The sequence below is a fragment of the Mesorhizobium sp. USDA 4413 genome (assembly GCF_056280365.1).
In genome coordinates, this window is sequence record NZ_JBVPRP010000001.1 from 4,654,055 (window position 1) to 4,669,426 (window position 15,372).

General features: G+C 63.3%; 13 protein-coding genes and 1 pseudogene. 3 read left to right on the plus strand and 11 right to left on the minus strand.

Translation table 11 applies throughout. The features are described from left to right. Positions 1-17 precede the first annotated feature (17 nt). From sufC to ACVMIM_RS22820, 4 genes are all read right to left on the minus strand, one after another. Positions 18-773 carry a Fe-S cluster assembly ATPase SufC gene (sufC, locus tag ACVMIM_RS22805; protein WP_476114703.1) on the minus strand — a complete coding sequence of 252 codons (756 nt, stop codon included), beginning with the start codon at positions 771-773 and terminating at the stop codon, positions 18-20. Beyond that, entirely contained in the window at positions 766-1,176 is a 411-nt protein-coding gene (locus tag ACVMIM_RS22810; RefSeq protein ID WP_476114704.1) for a hypothetical protein, read from the minus strand. The genes sufC and ACVMIM_RS22810 overlap by 8 nt, the downstream gene beginning before the upstream one ends. Further along, positions 1,173-2,690: a Fe-S cluster assembly protein SufB gene (gene sufB / locus ACVMIM_RS22815; RefSeq protein ID WP_476114706.1), complete on the minus strand. Its 1,518-nt coding sequence runs from the start codon at positions 2,688-2,690 to the stop codon at positions 1,173-1,175. Before sufB ends, ACVMIM_RS22810 begins: the two co-directional genes overlap by 4 nt. A gap of 240 nt (positions 2,691-2,930) precedes the next feature. Further along, complete coding sequence (locus tag ACVMIM_RS22820) at positions 2,931-4,091, minus strand: cysteine desulfurase family protein (protein ID WP_476114707.1); 1,161 nt, start codon at positions 4,089-4,091, stop codon at positions 2,931-2,933. A 267-nt stretch (positions 4,092-4,358) separates the two neighbouring features. On the opposite strand from ACVMIM_RS22820, the gene ACVMIM_RS22825 reads away from it, so the two are divergent. Next, positions 4,359-5,033 carry an alpha/beta hydrolase gene (locus tag ACVMIM_RS22825; protein ID WP_040981311.1) on the plus strand — a complete coding sequence of 225 codons (675 nt, stop codon included), beginning with the start codon at positions 4,359-4,361 and terminating at the stop codon, positions 5,031-5,033. 27 nt (positions 5,034-5,060) lie between these two features. Here ACVMIM_RS22825 and ACVMIM_RS22830 read toward each other — a convergent pair whose 3' ends face one another. The 3 genes and pseudogenes from ACVMIM_RS22830 to ACVMIM_RS22840 form a co-directional block, all read right to left on the minus strand. Further along, positions 5,061-5,333: a phosphatase PAP2 family protein gene (locus ACVMIM_RS22830; protein WP_476114708.1), complete on the minus strand. Its 273-nt coding sequence runs from the start codon at positions 5,331-5,333 to the stop codon at positions 5,061-5,063. An 80-nt stretch (positions 5,334-5,413) separates the two neighbouring features. Then, positions 5,414-5,926, minus strand: a pseudogene (locus tag ACVMIM_RS22835) (phosphatase PAP2 family protein); the annotation flags it as partial. A gap of 43 nt (positions 5,927-5,969) precedes the next feature. Further along, on the minus strand, positions 5,970-7,613 hold the full coding sequence (locus ACVMIM_RS22840; protein ID WP_476114709.1) for an ArnT family glycosyltransferase: 1,644 nt from the start codon (positions 7,611-7,613) through the stop codon (positions 5,970-5,972). 234 nt (positions 7,614-7,847) lie between these two features. On the opposite strand from ACVMIM_RS22840, the gene tyrS reads away from it, so the two are divergent. Next, on the plus strand, positions 7,848-9,101 hold the full coding sequence (gene tyrS, locus ACVMIM_RS22845) for a tyrosine--tRNA ligase (RefSeq protein ID WP_476114710.1): 1,254 nt from the start codon (positions 7,848-7,850) through the stop codon (positions 9,099-9,101). A gap of 11 nt (positions 9,102-9,112) precedes the next feature. Here the strand turns inward: tyrS and ACVMIM_RS22850 are convergent, their stop codons facing one another. Further along, positions 9,113-12,538, minus strand: coding sequence for a hypothetical protein (locus tag ACVMIM_RS22850; protein WP_476114711.1), 3,426 nt, complete (start codon positions 12,536-12,538; stop codon positions 9,113-9,115). 95 nt (positions 12,539-12,633) lie between these two features. On the opposite strand from ACVMIM_RS22850, the gene ACVMIM_RS22855 reads away from it, so the two are divergent. Beyond that, positions 12,634-13,101 carry a peroxiredoxin gene (locus tag ACVMIM_RS22855; RefSeq protein ID WP_476114712.1) on the plus strand — a complete coding sequence of 156 codons (468 nt, stop codon included), beginning with the start codon at positions 12,634-12,636 and terminating at the stop codon, positions 13,099-13,101. Between the two features lie 39 nt (positions 13,102-13,140). Here the strand turns inward: ACVMIM_RS22855 and ACVMIM_RS22860 are convergent, their stop codons facing one another. Genes ACVMIM_RS22860 through ACVMIM_RS22870 form a run of 3 tightly spaced genes read right to left on the minus strand, consistent with a single transcriptional unit; the run spans position 13,141 to position 15,274 of the window. Further along, on the minus strand, positions 13,141-13,692 hold the full coding sequence (locus ACVMIM_RS22860; protein ID WP_476114713.1) for a GNAT family N-acetyltransferase: 552 nt from the start codon (positions 13,690-13,692) through the stop codon (positions 13,141-13,143). Then, on the minus strand, positions 13,608-14,276 hold the full coding sequence (locus tag ACVMIM_RS22865) for a GNAT family N-acetyltransferase (RefSeq protein WP_476114714.1): 669 nt from the start codon (positions 14,274-14,276) through the stop codon (positions 13,608-13,610). Before ACVMIM_RS22865 ends, ACVMIM_RS22860 begins: the two co-directional genes overlap by 85 nt. Next, on the minus strand, positions 14,273-15,274 hold the full coding sequence (locus tag ACVMIM_RS22870) for a sterol desaturase family protein (protein WP_476114715.1): 1,002 nt from the start codon (positions 15,272-15,274) through the stop codon (positions 14,273-14,275). Before ACVMIM_RS22870 ends, ACVMIM_RS22865 begins: the two co-directional genes overlap by 4 nt. Positions 15,275-15,372 lie beyond the last annotated feature (98 nt).

Consider the following 15,372-nt stretch of genomic DNA (forward strand, 5'->3'; position numbering starts at 1 on the left):
CCTCGACCGCTCCCATCTCACGCGGCTTCACCGATCACGCCGGCATAGCCGTTGGCCTCGAGATCGAGCGCCAGCGACTTGTCGCCCGACTTGATAACCTGCCCCTTGTAGAGCACGTGCACCGAGTCCGGCACGATGTGCTCGAGCAGACGCTGGTAGTGGGTGATGACGACGATGGCGCGCTCCGGCGAACGCAGCGCGTTGACCCCGTCCGAGACGATCTTCAGCGCGTCGATGTCGAGGCCGGAATCGGTCTCGTCGAGCACGCAGAGTTTTGGCTCGAGCAGCTTCATCTGCAGGATTTCGGCGCGCTTCTTCTCGCCGCCGGAGAAACCGACATTGAGCGGCCGCTTCAGCATGTTCATGTCCATGTTGAGCGAGGCGGCGGCTTCCTTCACGCGCTTCAAAAATTCCGGCACCTTGAGCGGCTCCTCGCCGCGCGCCTTGCGCTGCTCGTTCATCGCCACCTTGAGGAATTCCATGGTCGCCACGCCCGGTATCTCCATCGGATACTGGAAGGCGAGGAAGATGCCCGCCGTGGCGCGCTCGGCCGGATCCATTTCGAGGATCGACTGGCCATTATAGAGGATGTCACCCTCGGTCACCTCATAGTCCTCGCGGCCGGCAAGGATATAGGACAGCGTCGACTTGCCCGAGCCGTTCGGCCCCATAATGGCCGCGACCTCGCCGGCTTTTACTGTCAGGTCCAGCCCGCGGATGATCTCGGTGCCGTCATCGACGATGCGGGCGTGCAGGTTCTTGATCTCAAGCATTTTCTTGCTCTATCGTTCCGTTAGTAATGTATCGCCGGGCCAATGATACGGCGACACCGCTTTCAAGTTCAGGAGCCAGGTCAAATCGCAAGGTCCCGTCTCCAAGACAATCGGCAGGATTCGGCCATCTCGTAATCTCAAAAATCTCCGGACCGTAGATCGCGATCGTCAATTCCGTGCCGTCATCGCGACCGGCGCTAATCCGGTTGCCTTCGACTTCAATGCCGACCACGACTTTGTTTTCGGCAGCAAAGCCTCGGAGATAGTTCGCGAGCGACGTTGCCAGGTCTCCGCAAACTTGCTCGTCAGCGTTGGCCCGATAATCGTCAGGCAACTCGCCAGTATCCCTGTCAAACTGGTGGACGCGTGCAACCAGCGGCGGACCGTCCTCATCATCACTCAACCCACGCTCCCCTCAAGTGAGATACCGATCAGCTTCTGCGCCTCGACGGCGAATTCCATCGGCAGCTGCTGGATGACGTCCTTGACGAAGCCGTTGACGATCAGCGCGATCGCCTCCTCCTCGGGGATGCCGCGCTGCATGACGTAGAACTTCTGATCCTCGGAGATCTTCGACGTCGTCGCTTCGTGCTCGAACTGCGCCGTCGCGTTCTTGGCTTCCATGTAAGGCACGGTGTGCGCGCCGCACTGGTCGCCGATCAGAAGCGAGTCGCAATTGGTGAAGTTGCGCGCGTTGGTCGCCTTGCGATGCGCCGAGACCTGGCCGCGATAGGTGTTCTGCGAGAAGCCGGCGGCGATGCCCTTGGAGATGATGCGGCTCGACGTGTTCTTGCCGAGGTGGATCATCTTGGTGCCGCTATCGACCTGCTGATAGCCGTTCGAGACCGCGATCGAATAGAACTCGCCCGAGGAATCGTCGCCGCGCAGGATGCAGCTCGGATATTTCCAGGTGATGGCCGAGCCGGTCTCGACCTGCGTCCACGAGATCTTCGAGCGGTCGCCGCGGCAGTCGCCGCGCTTGGTGACGAAATTGTAGATGCCACCCTTGCCCTCGGCGTCGCCGGGATACCAGTTCTGCACCGTCGAATATTTGATCTCGGCATCGTCGAGCGCGATCAGCTCGACCACCGCGGCATGCAGCTGGTTCTCGTCGCGCTGCGGCGCCGTGCAGCCTTCGAGATAGGAGACGTAAGCCCCCTCCTCGGCGATGATCAGCGTACGCTCGAACTGGCCGGTGTTCTTCTCGTTGATGCGGAAATAGGTCGACAGCTCCATCGGGCAGCGCACGCCCTTGGGCACGAAGACGAACGAGCCGTCGGTGAACACGGCCGAATTCAGCGTCGCGTAGAAATTGTCCGAGGTCGGCACGACTGAGCCGAGATATTTCTGCACCAGCTCCGGATGCTCGCGGATCGCTTCCGAGATCGAGCAGAATATCACGCCCGCCTTGGCGAGCTCTTCCTTGAAGGTGGTGACCACCGAGACGGAATCGAACACGGCGTCGACCGCGACGCGGCCGGATTTGTAGACATTGTCGCCGATCTCGTCCTCGTCCGTTACCGCGGGCCTCTGCACCCCGGCCAGGATTTCCTGCTCCTTGAGCGGAATGCCGAGCTTTTCGTAGACCTTGAGCAGTTCAGGATCGACCTCGCTCAGCGACTTCGGCCCCGGCGCGCTCTTCGGCGCGGCGTAATAGTGAATGTCCTGGAAGTCGATCTTCGGATAGTGGACACGCGCCCAGGTCGGCTCTTCCAGCGTCAGCCAGCGGCGATAGGCTCCCAGACGCCATTCCAGCATCCAGTCCGGCTCGCCCTTCTTCTCCGAGATCAAGCGAATGATGTCTTCGCTCAGGCCCTTGGGGGCCTTGTCCATCTCGATCTCTGTCTGGAATCCGTATTTATACTGGTCGACGTCGATCTTTCGAACCCGATCGATCGTCTCCTGCACAGCAGGCATAAGCGTTCTCCATCCACGCCGGGGTCAAGGCCCGGCAGTTTTCAAACTATGGCACCGCTGTGGTCGCGTCCCGGCGGGGGGTGCGCAGCGGAGTAAGCTCCATATAGTGCGTGTCCGCCGGAAATTCACCCGGCCAGGACAAAACGCACGGCTCTACCAGGCCATAAGGCCTGAATTCGTCTTCGAGCAGCGGAAATCCGAGAACCGCAAGGCGTTTCTCGCTCCGTTGCCTTGCCGCCGTCAGGCGGCTTCTTCCTTGCCCGCGCGGCGCGCGACGATGCCGGCCAGCGCCGCCCGGAAGGCCGCGATATCCTCGGGGCCGGTCGCGCGGCCGATCGAGACGCGCAAGGCGCCGAGGCTGTCGCCATGGCCCATGGCCTTCAGCACATGGCTTTGCCCGACCTTTCCCGACGAGCAGGCCGAGCCCGCCGACAGAGCGACGCCGGCAAGATCGAAAGCAATCTGCGCAGTCTCGGCCTTGACGCCGGGAATAGCGAAGAATGTCGTGTTGGCAAGCCTTTGAGCGCCATTTCCGAAGATTTCCGCGTCGGGCGCCAATTCGGCCACGATGGCCTCGATCTCGTCGCGCCGGCGCGCGATGGCCCCCATCTCGGCGAGATCCGCCAGTGCGACCCGCGCGGCGGCGCCGAAACCGGCAATCCCGGCGACGTTTTCCGTGCCGGCGCGATGGCCCTTCTCCTGGCCGCCGCCATTGACCAGCGGCCGCGGCATCATCAGGTCGGACGCGGCAACGATCGCGCCGACACCCTTAGCCCCGCCCATCTTGTGCGAGGACAGGATCAGATAATCGGCATAAGGGCCTGACATATCGATCGGAATCCGCCCGGCGGCCTGCACGGCGTCGACGACCAGCACCCCGCCGGCGGCCTTGACGATTTCGCCGATGCGACCGACCGGCTGGATGACACCGGTCTCGTTGTTGGCTGCATGGATCGCCACCAGCGGCAGGCCGGCGGCCTTGTCATGCGCGGCAAGCGCGGCGGCAAGCGCCTCGAGATCGGCAATACCGTTGCGATCGACGCCGATCCTCGTTACCTGCGCGGCCGCGAAGCGTCCGCCATTGAGGATGCAGGGATGGTCGGCGGCGGAGACGTAGAGATGGCTCATGCGGATGGCGCCGCGTCCCATCTGCCAGTCTGGCGTAAGCAGCGTCGAGGCCGCCTCGGTGGCGCCGGAGGTGAAGACGACATGCTCGGGCCTGGCATTGACCAGCCGGGCCACGTCGCGGCGCGCATCCTCTATCAGGCGGCGCGAGGCGCGCCCTTCGGTGTGGACCGATGACGGGTTGGCGGCGTCGAGCGCTGCGACCATCGCCGCGCGCGCTTCCGCAATGAGCGGCGCGCTGGCGTTGTAGTCGAGATAGGCGCGGGGTGCGGCCATTTTCGCTCAGTTCGTCCTTCCGCCAACTATCCCGCGAGGATAGCGCGTTATTTCCTTGAAATTGCAAGGCAAGCCGTCCTATCTACCCGGCTTGCGGCGCGGGCGGCCGGACCATCGGGTTTCGGCCTCCCAGTTTTGAACAATTCTAAACTAGCTTCTAGGAAGACGCTCGCCCGGCGTCAAGGCCACAGAAGGTTTGGGGCCGCAGGACAGTTAGGGCCGAAAGAGTTCCGGGCTAGCGCATTCATATGCCACGTGGAGTATTTTATGCCTGAGGTCATTTTCGCCGGTCCGGCTGGTCGCTTGGAGGGACGTTATCAGCCCTCGAAGGAAAAGAGCGCCCCGATCGCCATCGTGCTGCACCCGCACCCGCAATTCGGCGGCACGATGAACAACAAGATCGTCTACGACCTCTTCTACATGTTCCAGAAGCGCGATTTCACGGTGCTGCGCTTCAATTTCCGCGGCATCGGCCGCAGCCAGGGCGAGTTCGACCACGGCACCGGCGAATTGTCGGACGCGGCCGCGGCGCTCGACTGGGTCCAGTCGCTGCATCCGGATTCCAAGAGCTGCTGGGTCGCCGGCTACTCCTTCGGCTCGTGGATCGGCATGCAGCTTCTAATGCGCCGGCCGGAGATCGAGGGCTTCATCTCGGTCGCGCCGCAGCCCAACACCTATGATTTCTCCTTCCTGGCGCCCTGCCCCTCATCCGGCCTGATCATCCATGGCGATGCCGACAAGGTGGCGCCGCCCAAGGACGTGCAGGGCCTGGTCGACAAGCTGCACACGCAAAAGGGCATCACCATCACCCAGAAGACGCTGCCGGGCGCCAATCATTTCTTCGCCAACGACACCGAGCAGCTGATCCAGGAATGCGCCGATTATCTCGACCGGCGCCTGGCCGGCGAGCTCGCAGATCCGAGGCCGAAGCGCCTGCGCTAAGCACGGCAGGCTGCCGGTCCAGACGCCTTAAGGAGCTCGGTCGACGGCGATCCCGGCGGCCTCGACCGGGCCGGCCGTCGAAATCCTGCCTCTCGGCGCGCGGAACGGTCCCAGCCGGAATGTCCGTTTGCGCACCGGCAGTTTCGAGCTTGTCTGGCCGAAGATGAAACCCAGCCGGGCGAACACCAGACCCGAAACCACCGCGAACGCCAGCCCAAGGCCGAAGCCCGCGACCGTATCGCTCGGATAATGCGCGCCGACGAAGACGCGTGTCGAAGCGATGCAGGCGGTGACCGCCAACGCAAGATACCAGCGCCGGGGGGGAACAACAGCAGCAGGATGCCGAAGACCGCGCCCATTGTCGTGGCATGACCGGATGGAAAGCCGGCAAAGCGCGCGTCCATGGCGAAAGGATGCAGCGACAGGACCCCGAAACTGTCGAAATAAAGCGGCCGGGCGCGGCCGATGCCGTATTTCAGCAGGTTGACCGCGAGGCCCGACAAGCCGGCGGCGCAGAGCACCAGGAAGGCGAAGCAGGTCCAATTGTAGACGATCATCCGGCCATGCCGGGACAGGCCGCGCCAATCCGTCAGATTGGCCGCGACGAGGCAGAGCGCCGCCGGAATGAGGTACCAGCCGCCCAGGCCGAATTGCGTGAAGAAGTCGGTGAAGCGCGCGAAGCCGGGTGACCATTCGCCGCGCATCTCGCCCGCGCCGGCGTCGAAGCGCAGGAAGGTCGCAACGATGAGCAGCGCCCAAGCTATGAGCCAGACGCTCCATAGAATTCTCGGATAGCGCGCGGGCCGCACGGCAAAGCGTCGGCTCACGATCGCAATCGTGTTGCGAAAATTGCCGAGCGAGCGGCGGCAAAAGACAAGGGGCGCGATCGACATGGCTTTAGTGCTTATAGGGGCGTTCGACGTCCGACGCTATTCATCACGGCGCCACCCGGTAAAGCCCGAGCGACAGCTTGTCTCCTGACGAATAGTTGATGCCGTCGATCTCCGTCAGCCGCTTCGCCGATTTGCCCTGCGTGGTCAGCACATCGGCAAGCTTCTGCTCGTCCTTGATGGGCGCCAGTCCGAGCGCGCAGGAGGGATCGTCAAGCAGATGCCGCGCCACCCCCTCGACATCGGTAAGGACGGTCTTGGTGCCGACCAGGAAGACCAGGCTCGGCTCCTGGAATTTCGCCGAGGCAAGCACCGTGGTGTCGCAAGGCCGGTTGGCGTCGACAGCGGCCTTGACGGCGGGGCTCAGCCAAATCGGCTTCAGGGACGGCGCGATGACGCCGAACAGCAGGCTGAAGGTGATGCCGGCACCGACCGCGATCGCGGCGATGCGCGGAAGCGGCACCTGCAATTGCCGCGGAAAGGCAAGGTAGCCGGTGACCAGAGCGGCGATCGCCGCCGGTATGCTCCACCAGGAGAAGGTCTTTGCCAGATAAAGCGGCGCGCCGACGCAGACCACGGCAAGACCGATCGCCACCACGGCAAGGCCGAAGGCTGTCGCCCACCACAGCCATGTCTGCCAGCGCTTGAGCGGCGCGTTGGCCTTGTCGGCCGGCAAGGTGAGCAGCCAGCCGATCAGGAGCGCCATGCCCGGATAGGCCGGCATCACATAGTGCGGCAGCTTGGTCGGGATCGCCTCGAACACCAGCCAGAACGGGATGTACCAGGCCAGACAGAAACGCAGGCGTGGATCGTCCCAGAAACGGTTGATCGCCTGCAGCCCGGCGCCGACCGCGATCAGCCCGAAAGGCCACATGAACAGCGAATAGGTGAGCATATAGAAGCCGGGCGGCAGGCCGTGCGATTCCTCGCCCTGCGCCACCTTGTTCAGCATGTCCTTGCCGACCGCCTCCTGGAAGAAGGCGCCGCCGCTCTTCCAGGTGATCAGGATCAGCCAGGGCAAGACGATGGCCAGCACGATCACTACGCCGCGCACCAGCTTCATCTTAGTGAGCCAGCGCCAATCGCGGTCGAAGGCAAAGAGCGCAGCGGCGGTCAGCATCGACAAGAGCGGCGAGACAGGGCCCTTGATCAGGATGCCCAAGCCTTGCGCGGTCCAGAAGATCCACGGCAAATGCCCGGGTACCGGCTCGTTGCGCTTTGCCGCTAGATAGACCTGCGCCAGCGAGCCTTGCGCCATCACGCAGCAGGCGAGAAGCATGGCGTCGGTCTTGGCGTCGCGCCCCTCGAAGGCAGTGGCGAAGATCGCCGCCATCATCAGGCCGGCGGCCAGCCCGGCATTGGCGCCGAAGAGCTTTGTCCCGGTCCAGCCGATGCCGACCACCGCCAGCGCTATGCCCAGCATCGAGACCAGGCGATAAACCCAGATCGGCGCCGCCGCCCCCTCGCCGCTCAACGCGACCGCCGCAGACTGCAGCCAGTAGATGCCGATCGGCTTCTTGTAGCGTGAAACATCCTGCAGGCGGATGTCGACATAGTCGCCCGTCTCGACCATCTGCTTGGTCGCCTGGACGAAGCGGGATTCGTCGCGGTCGACGGGCGGCAGGCTGGCCAGCCCGCTGACCGTCATGATGATGCTGAACAGAAAGAGGATAAGGTAGTTCGTGTTCATCGCGGGAGCTCGTCCGATCTGAAACTGCGGGATAGCCCCGTCGCGGCGCGTGGGCGCCTGTCTTTGCGCGGCGCTTCATTACGCCAGCAAAAAGGGTGAAGCAAGGATGCCCGGGCGCCGCATCCAATCCATCGCAAAAGCCGGAAACCACTTTTGCTAACGGCGCGTGGATGCTAAACGCGCGCCTTTCATAGCAAGCTTGGCTGAATGCCTGGCGATCTCCAGGAAGAGAAAATGTCCGCCTTCAAATCCGATTTCCTGCGCATCATGAGCGAGCGCGGCTTCATCCACCAGATTTCGGATGAATCCGCTCTGGACCAGCTTTTCGCCAAGGAAACGGTCACCGCCTATATCGGCTTCGACGCCACGGCAAAGAGCCTGCATGCCGGATCGCTGATCCAGATCATGATGCTGCACTGGCTGCAGCAGACGGGCCACCGGCCGATCGCGCTGATGGGCGGCGGCACCTCGATGATCGGCGATCCCTCCTTCAAGGACGAAGCGCGCAAGCTGCTGACGCCGGAGGACATCGAGAGCAATCTTGCCGGCATCCGCCGCAATTTCGCGCCGTACCTCAAATTCGGCAGTGGCGCCGGCGACGCGATCATGATCAACAACGCCGACTGGCTGATGCAGATCAACTACGTCAACTTCCTGCGCGATGTCGGCCGGCATTTCTCCGTCAACCGCATGCTCGCCTTCGATAGCGTGAAGCTCAGGCTCGACCGCGAGCAGTCGCTGTCCTTCCTCGAATTCAATTACATGATCCTGCAGGCCTACGACTTCGTCGAGCTCTACAAGCGCGTCGGCTGCCGGCTGCAGATGGGCGGTTCGGACCAGTGGGGCAACATCGTCAACGGCATCGATCTCGGCCATCGTATGGAGGGCGTGCAGCTCTTCGCCATGACGACGCCGCTGCTCACAACCTCGTCCGGCGCCAAGATGGGCAAGTCGGCCTCGGGCGCGGTCTGGCTCGATGGCGACATGCTGAGCCCCTACGAGTTCTGGCAGTACTGGCGCAACACCGAGGACGCCGATGTCGGCCGCTTCCTGAAACTCTACACGACGCTGCCGCTCGATGAGGTGGCGCGCCTCGAAAAGCTCGGCGGCTCGGAGATTAACGAAGCGAAGAAGATCCTCGCCACCGAGATTACCGCCATGCTGCACGGACGCGACGCGGCCGAGACCGCAAGCGAGACGGCGCGCAAGACCTTCGAGGAAGGCGCGCTCGCCGACACGCTGCCCAGCATCGAGGTGGCCAAATCTGACCTCGAAGCCGGCATCGGCATCCTGGCGCTGTTCGTGAGCGCCGGTCTGGCCGGCTCGAACGGTGAAGCGCGCCGGCATATCCAGGGCGGCGCGGTGCGCGTCAACGACCAGCCGCTGACCGACGATCGACGCGTCGTAACGCTTCAGGACCTCGGCCCGGAAGGCGTCGTGAAGCTTTCGCTCGGCAAGAAGAAACACGTGCTGGTGCGGCCGAGCTGATCGGCCGCATCTTATTGCGCATTTGGGGATGGCTGTTGCCTGTACTCGAAGATCGAGCGGAATATGCCTGGCGCCACCACCGATAGCGGATTGATGTTGAGCGTCGGCTTGTTGGCGTTGCCGCGCAGCCGGTAGGTGACGCCGATCAGGCCGCGGTCGCGCCCATTGCCGAGCAGCGGCCCGAACAGCGGCAGTTCGCCGAAGATGCGATTGAGACCATAGACCGGCATGAAGGTCCCGGTCATGTCCATGTTGTTGTTCGGATCGTAGAGCGTGCCCTGGAAGGTCGTGCCGATGCGCGGGCCGCGCAGCAGGCCGTTCGCGAGTTTCAGATAGCCGGAACCCTTGTCGATCTCGGCGAAGCCGCGCTCGAACTGCACCCTGGACGTATCGATGTTGCCTTTGACGGCTTCGTTCAGGCTGCGCGTATCGCCAGCCGGAGTGGTCGACACGATCGAGGCGAGCTTTGGCTCGTTGACGATATAGAAATTGCGGGCATCCACCTGCCCCTTCATCGGTCCGTCGGCGGAGCCCGAGAGCGACAGCGTGATCGCGCCGCCTTCCATATGCTCGTAGACGTTGAGGAACCGCAGGATCGCGCCGGCATCGGCGGACTTCACCCTGAGCACGCGGCCGCCTTCGCTGGCGGTGTTGTTGATCGTGATCGCCGCGCCGGAGCTTGCAGCGGCGGTGACGTTGAGCCCGTTCACGCGCGATCCGGCAGCGCTGTATTTGAGCTTGAGATTGGAGAGCACCTCGTCATGGAAGCCGGTCAGCGATGCCACGTCGGCGCTCACCGAGACGGCGTCACTGCCTGCGCCCTTCGTCGCAGTGTCGACATCCGAGGTGAACTGCTTGATCAGCGAGCGGGCGTCGAGCGACGCGCCGCTGACGTCGACGGCATAACTCTTGCCCGAGCGCTTCACCGAAACGGCAACGTCGTCGCCGCGGTTCAACGAAACCTTGCTGAAGCGGGCCGTGGATAACGCGCCGTTGACCAAGGTCACATTGCCGTCGATCGAAAAGCTTTTGCCGTCGAGATCGAAATCCGACAGCGTGGTGGTGCCGCCGGATTTCGCCATGTTGAACGCGACCTTCGCGGGAATGCCGGCGCCCTTGCTCCAGCCCGCCCAGGGAATGTCGAGCCTGGCATTGGTCAGGTCCGCCGAAACCTGCTGGGCGCCCTCGCCGCTCTTGTCGATCGCCACCTTGATGGTCCCCGAAAGCAGGTCCGACAGGCCGGGCATGCTGGCATTGCGCGTCTTGTCGTCGAGGACCAGCACCACCTTGCGGCTGCGCGCCGGTCCGTCATCGGCGAGCGGCTCGACCAGATCGAGCTCGGCCGGAATGCCGTTGAGCTTGGCCTCGGCGGAAATCACCGCCTGCTTCGGCCCGACGATGATCGAACCATTCGCCTCGGTGACCGTCTGATCCTCGAAAGGCTTGGCCAGCGACAGGTCCTGATAGTCGAGCGAAACCAGCCAATCGAGCTTCGAGGTATCCATGCCTTTCGTCAGCGGGATGTCCGCCCTGACATGGCCGGTGACGGCGCCGGACAGGTCCTCGGGCGCCAGTCCGACATGGCGCATGGCGTTGATCGGCTCGTAGGAGGCAAGCTCGGCGATCGCCGGGGCCTCACCCGCGACGTCGATGTCGAGCCCGCCGACGACAATCGGCAGGTTCGCGTTCTTGATCGTCAACGTGCCGCCGCTTGCCGCCACGGTGCGGCCGCTCGGCATATAGACGCTGCCGGAGGAGAGTGCGATATCGACATCGTTGCCGTGGAAGGCAACGACGCCGACAGCGTCACGCACCGGCGGGATGCGCCCGGCGGTATCGAAGCGCGATCCTTCGATCTGGAAACGGCCGAACACTTCGTCGCCGGTCAGCGGCACGCCGTTGCCCAGGCGCCCCGGCACGACCTGGAACTGCAGATTGGCGTCGGTCACCGTGCCGCCGAACAGATTGCCCAGCACCCAAAGCCGCGCGTTGCGGGCCGAGAACCACGGCCACAATTGCTTGACATGCGACACCGGCATGTCGTGAACGTTGAGCGACAGCGATACTCCCGGCGGACCGTTGTCGACGAAGGACACCGTGGCGGCGCCCAGCACCTCGCCCGGTCCACCCGAGCGCACGCCGATCTGCTCTGCGACGAGCTTGCGGCTCTTCGGCTGGTAAATCCCGGCGATACGGGCCAGGAACTGCAGCGCCGGTTCCGGCGATTCCGAAGGCGCAAGCGTCGAGCCGTCGCTGGTGAGGTCATAGCGATAAGCGGGCTCCTCCCCGGCGACTGCCGGCTTCGGCCCGATCGATCCGGCAAAGTCGAAGCTGGAGCGGCCGCTCTTGATCAGCAGCCGGTCGACCGAGACCTTGTTCGAACCGGCCACCAGCGTGGCATCGGCATCGACATCGGTCGGCAGCAGCCCACGTTCGTCCAGGTCGAGCACCGAACCGTTGAGCGAGAGCGACGCAGCCAGGCGCGACGGGGTGTCGCCCGACGCTTCCGAGCCCGAGAGCTTGAAGGCGATCGAACCCAGTTTGGCGCCATCCGTCGCCGGGTCGGTTCCTGTCGAACTCTCCTCGCCGGGAGGGCCGGCTATCTCGAGTTTGGCATCCAGCGACGAAATGCGCCTTGCCGTCGCGTCCCGTGTCGCCGAGGCGATCAAAGTCGCGTGCCGGCCATGGATCTCGGCATCGTAGGAGAACTGAATGCTTCCCGTGCCGGTCTGCACCACGGTCGCCGAGGTCACGGTCACGCGCTTGACCAGCCCGGTGTCCGGCAGCTCGAACTCGACATTGCGCAGATCGATCTGGCGCATGGAGTCCTCGCGCACGGCATCCAGCGCGTCATTGACGCCTGAAAACACCGCCGCCGACACTTTCTCCGGGTCGACAAGGCCATCCTCGTTGCGCAGCGCCGCCGTCCAGTCGCCTTTGCCGGAGGGCATGGCGGCCATCACAATGTGGGCGTCGGAAAATCGGGCGCTGGTCAGCCGGACATCGCCGGAAAGCAGCGGCAGCAGCCGCATGCCGAAACGCACGCGCCCGATATCGGCCATCGGCTTGCCGTCGGCCGTCTCTAGGCTGACATCGTTCACCTGGAGGGCGACGAAGCTCGACCCGTCGAGCGTCAGCCGCGCCGCGCCGACGGCGACGTGGACATCGACGCCCGCCAGCTTTTCGATGGCGGTCTCCGCCTCGGCCCGGAGGCGCTCCGTGCCTATGCCCGAGGCGCCGAGGATGTAGACGCCTGCCGCCGCCAGGAGCACGAGCGCACAAAGCCCGGCAAAGACACGACCGAGAATGCGAAAGCGCCGCCGCACCACCGCGCGGCCAAGCGGCGGCACGCTGCACGCGGACGGAAGCCTCGCCAGGTCGGTGATCTCGTCCCGCCTGAACCTGATCTTCTCGTGCTGCGGTTCTTCCTGATCCAAGCAATATTCCGTTGTAACGAACTCGTCGTGGACGAATCCCGGCTTCACGTTATATCGATGATTTCCCGCGCGTAACCGCAAACAAGGGCATCGACATGGCTGATCTCCAGGTGGGCGACGCAGCACCCCAATTCGATCTTCCGCGTGACGGCGGCGGCTCCCTCAGCCTCGCTGCCTTCTTAGGCAAGCCCGTCGTGCTCTACTTCTATCCGCAGGACGACACCACAGGTTGCACCACCGAGGCGATCAACTTCTCACAGTTGAAGCCGGAATTCGAGAAGGCCGGCGCCGTGGTCATCGGGCTCTCGCCCGATAGCGTCAAGAAACACGACAAATTCAAGGCGAAGCACGATCTCACCGTCGATCTCGTCGCCGACGAGGAGCGCAAGGTGATCGAGGCTTATCACCTGTGGGTCGAGAAGACGATGTACGGCCGCAAATATATGGGCGTCGAGCGCGCCACCTTTCTGATCGGCAAGGATGGCCGCATCGCCCGCATCTGGCGACAGGTTCGCGTCAAGGGCCATGCCGAAGCGGTGCTTGCGGCCGTGCGCGCGCTCTGAGCGTCGCCAAAGCACCAAAGCAATCGACAATTATGGTTTTTACTCGTCAGGTGCCTCGGCCTTCGGCTGCTGCCGCGTCCTCCAGGATTTCGAACTATGGCTCACCTGATCGGTCAGCGCGGCAAGATGGCCACGCAAGCCCCGCGCGCCCATCATGGACGACAGCGTGACAGACTGCGTGGCGAAGCGCCGCTTGAAATCCTCGCCGCCGCAGAGAAAATCAATCGCGGCAAGGCCACGGTCGAACGACCATTGGATATAGTCCATCATCAGTACCATACCCGGCGAGGCGCGCTCGTATTCGGGATCATAGGTGGTGACGAAAGCCATCATCGTGCCGTGCTGCTCGAAATTAATCGAGACGGCGACGATCGTTTCGTCAAGCTCCAGCACGAAGATGCGCAACAGCCCGAGGTCGGCCAGCACCGAAATGAGCGCGGCGAGAACCGGCGAACCCTTATCGAACAGATCCGAGGCACGACCATGGCGAGCGAGCCAGAGGCGCTTCAACGTCGCGACGCGCTCGAGTACCGGCTCGCGCGGCTCCTCCGCATCCACCAGCCGGAAACGCAATGCACCGCTTTCTTCCATGAACTTGCGGCCACGACGATAGTTCTGCCGGCCCTTCTTGGACAACGTCTCGAACCATGCCGCCCCACACTGCCAGGAGCCAGCGACACGATAGCTGATTTCAGTGCGGTGGTTGGACCGAAGGCCTTGCCATGAGCTGGTTCCAGGAGGGCATGAACACCGGCATCCGGTAGCAGACGGTTGAGATAGACCAGGTCAAAGCCACCCTGGTCGAAAACATATTGCCAGAGGCGGGAGATCGCCCGCGGGTCGCTGTCGGGTGCAACCAGCGCGTCGCCGTAGTCACTGTGATCCTTTGCCGCCCATTCGAGTACGCGGATGCCGGAACGCCTGAAGGTTGCGAGCGCTATCACGCCATCGAGCCGGTCACCGTTCCAGGCAAGCCCAATCCTGAGCGCGCGCCGCTCCTGCTGTGGGGTGGTGCGCCACCAGGCCGCGATCCAGTCCGGGTGCTGGAAGACAAGCCCGCCGGCCCGCTGCCAGAGCGCGCTCCAGGCCGGTGTGATCTCGGCCAGGCGCACCGCGGATGTCACGACTTCAAAGGTGCGTGTCCGCGGGATTGCGAGCACAACGGGAGCGTTCATGGCCGTATCCCCTCCGAGGATCGCGAGCTACGTGAGCGTGGCTTTCCGGGCCGGATGCGCCTGGCGATATGCCCCCACATCCGCTTCAGCGGCATGACGTAAAGGCCTGCGAGCGACTGATAGTCGCGCACATCCCGGTCGACCAGCCCGAACTTGAAGTCCTCGTCGGGCCTCGGCACACACAATGTTCCGAAGAACCGGTCCCAGAACGAGAAGAGCAGCCCGAAATTCTTGTCGTAGTGCCGTGGATCGACGCTGTGATGCAACTGATGCCAGTGAGGACACAGGATCAAATTGTTGAGCGGGCCGAACGAGATCTTGAAGTGCGTGTGCCTGACGAAATCCATCATCAGGATGTTACGCATGACATAGACGTTGACGCCAAAAACGGTCAGTTCGACAAGGTTCAGCGAAATCAGCGACCAGATGCCAAAGCAGAGCCCCGCGATGATGCCGTCCCAAGCTCGGTTCATCAACTCGTCGAGCGGATGGACCCGGTCCTTGGTGATCCCGACCATCACCTCGGCCGAGTGATGCACCTTGTGCAGTTCCCAAAGCAGCGGATAGCGATGCTGGGCGACGTGATAGAGATAATAGGAAATGTCATAGGCGAGGAGCATGCTGACGGTGAAGATCAGAACCGTCACCGGCCCTGCCGGCCCGTCGATCAGAGGCGGCTGGAAGTGGAACAGTGTCGAAAACAGCCAGTTGGTCCCATACCCCACCGTCGTGACGAAGACGATTCCGGCGGGCAGCATCAGGAAAGGCATCAGGGCCTTCTTCGTGATCCAGAACAGCAGGTCGGCCTTCGCGGAGGGATGGGTGATGACCTCACGCGGGATGACGAACTCGAAAAACTCCTTCCAGCTCTTCTCCTCGACCGTGCGCCAATAGGCCACAAGCGCGCTGACAAAGGCAGTTAGCAGCAAAAGCCCGGTCGCCAGCAGACTGGTGCCCGAAATCTTGTCGAGGATATTACCAACCAGATCGTCCAGCATTCCTACCGCCGCGGTGAGTCCCAAGTACCAACACGCCTTTACTCGAAAAGCGTCAATTAAACGCAATCGAAGACAGTTAAGAAACCCGAGCCTTGCTC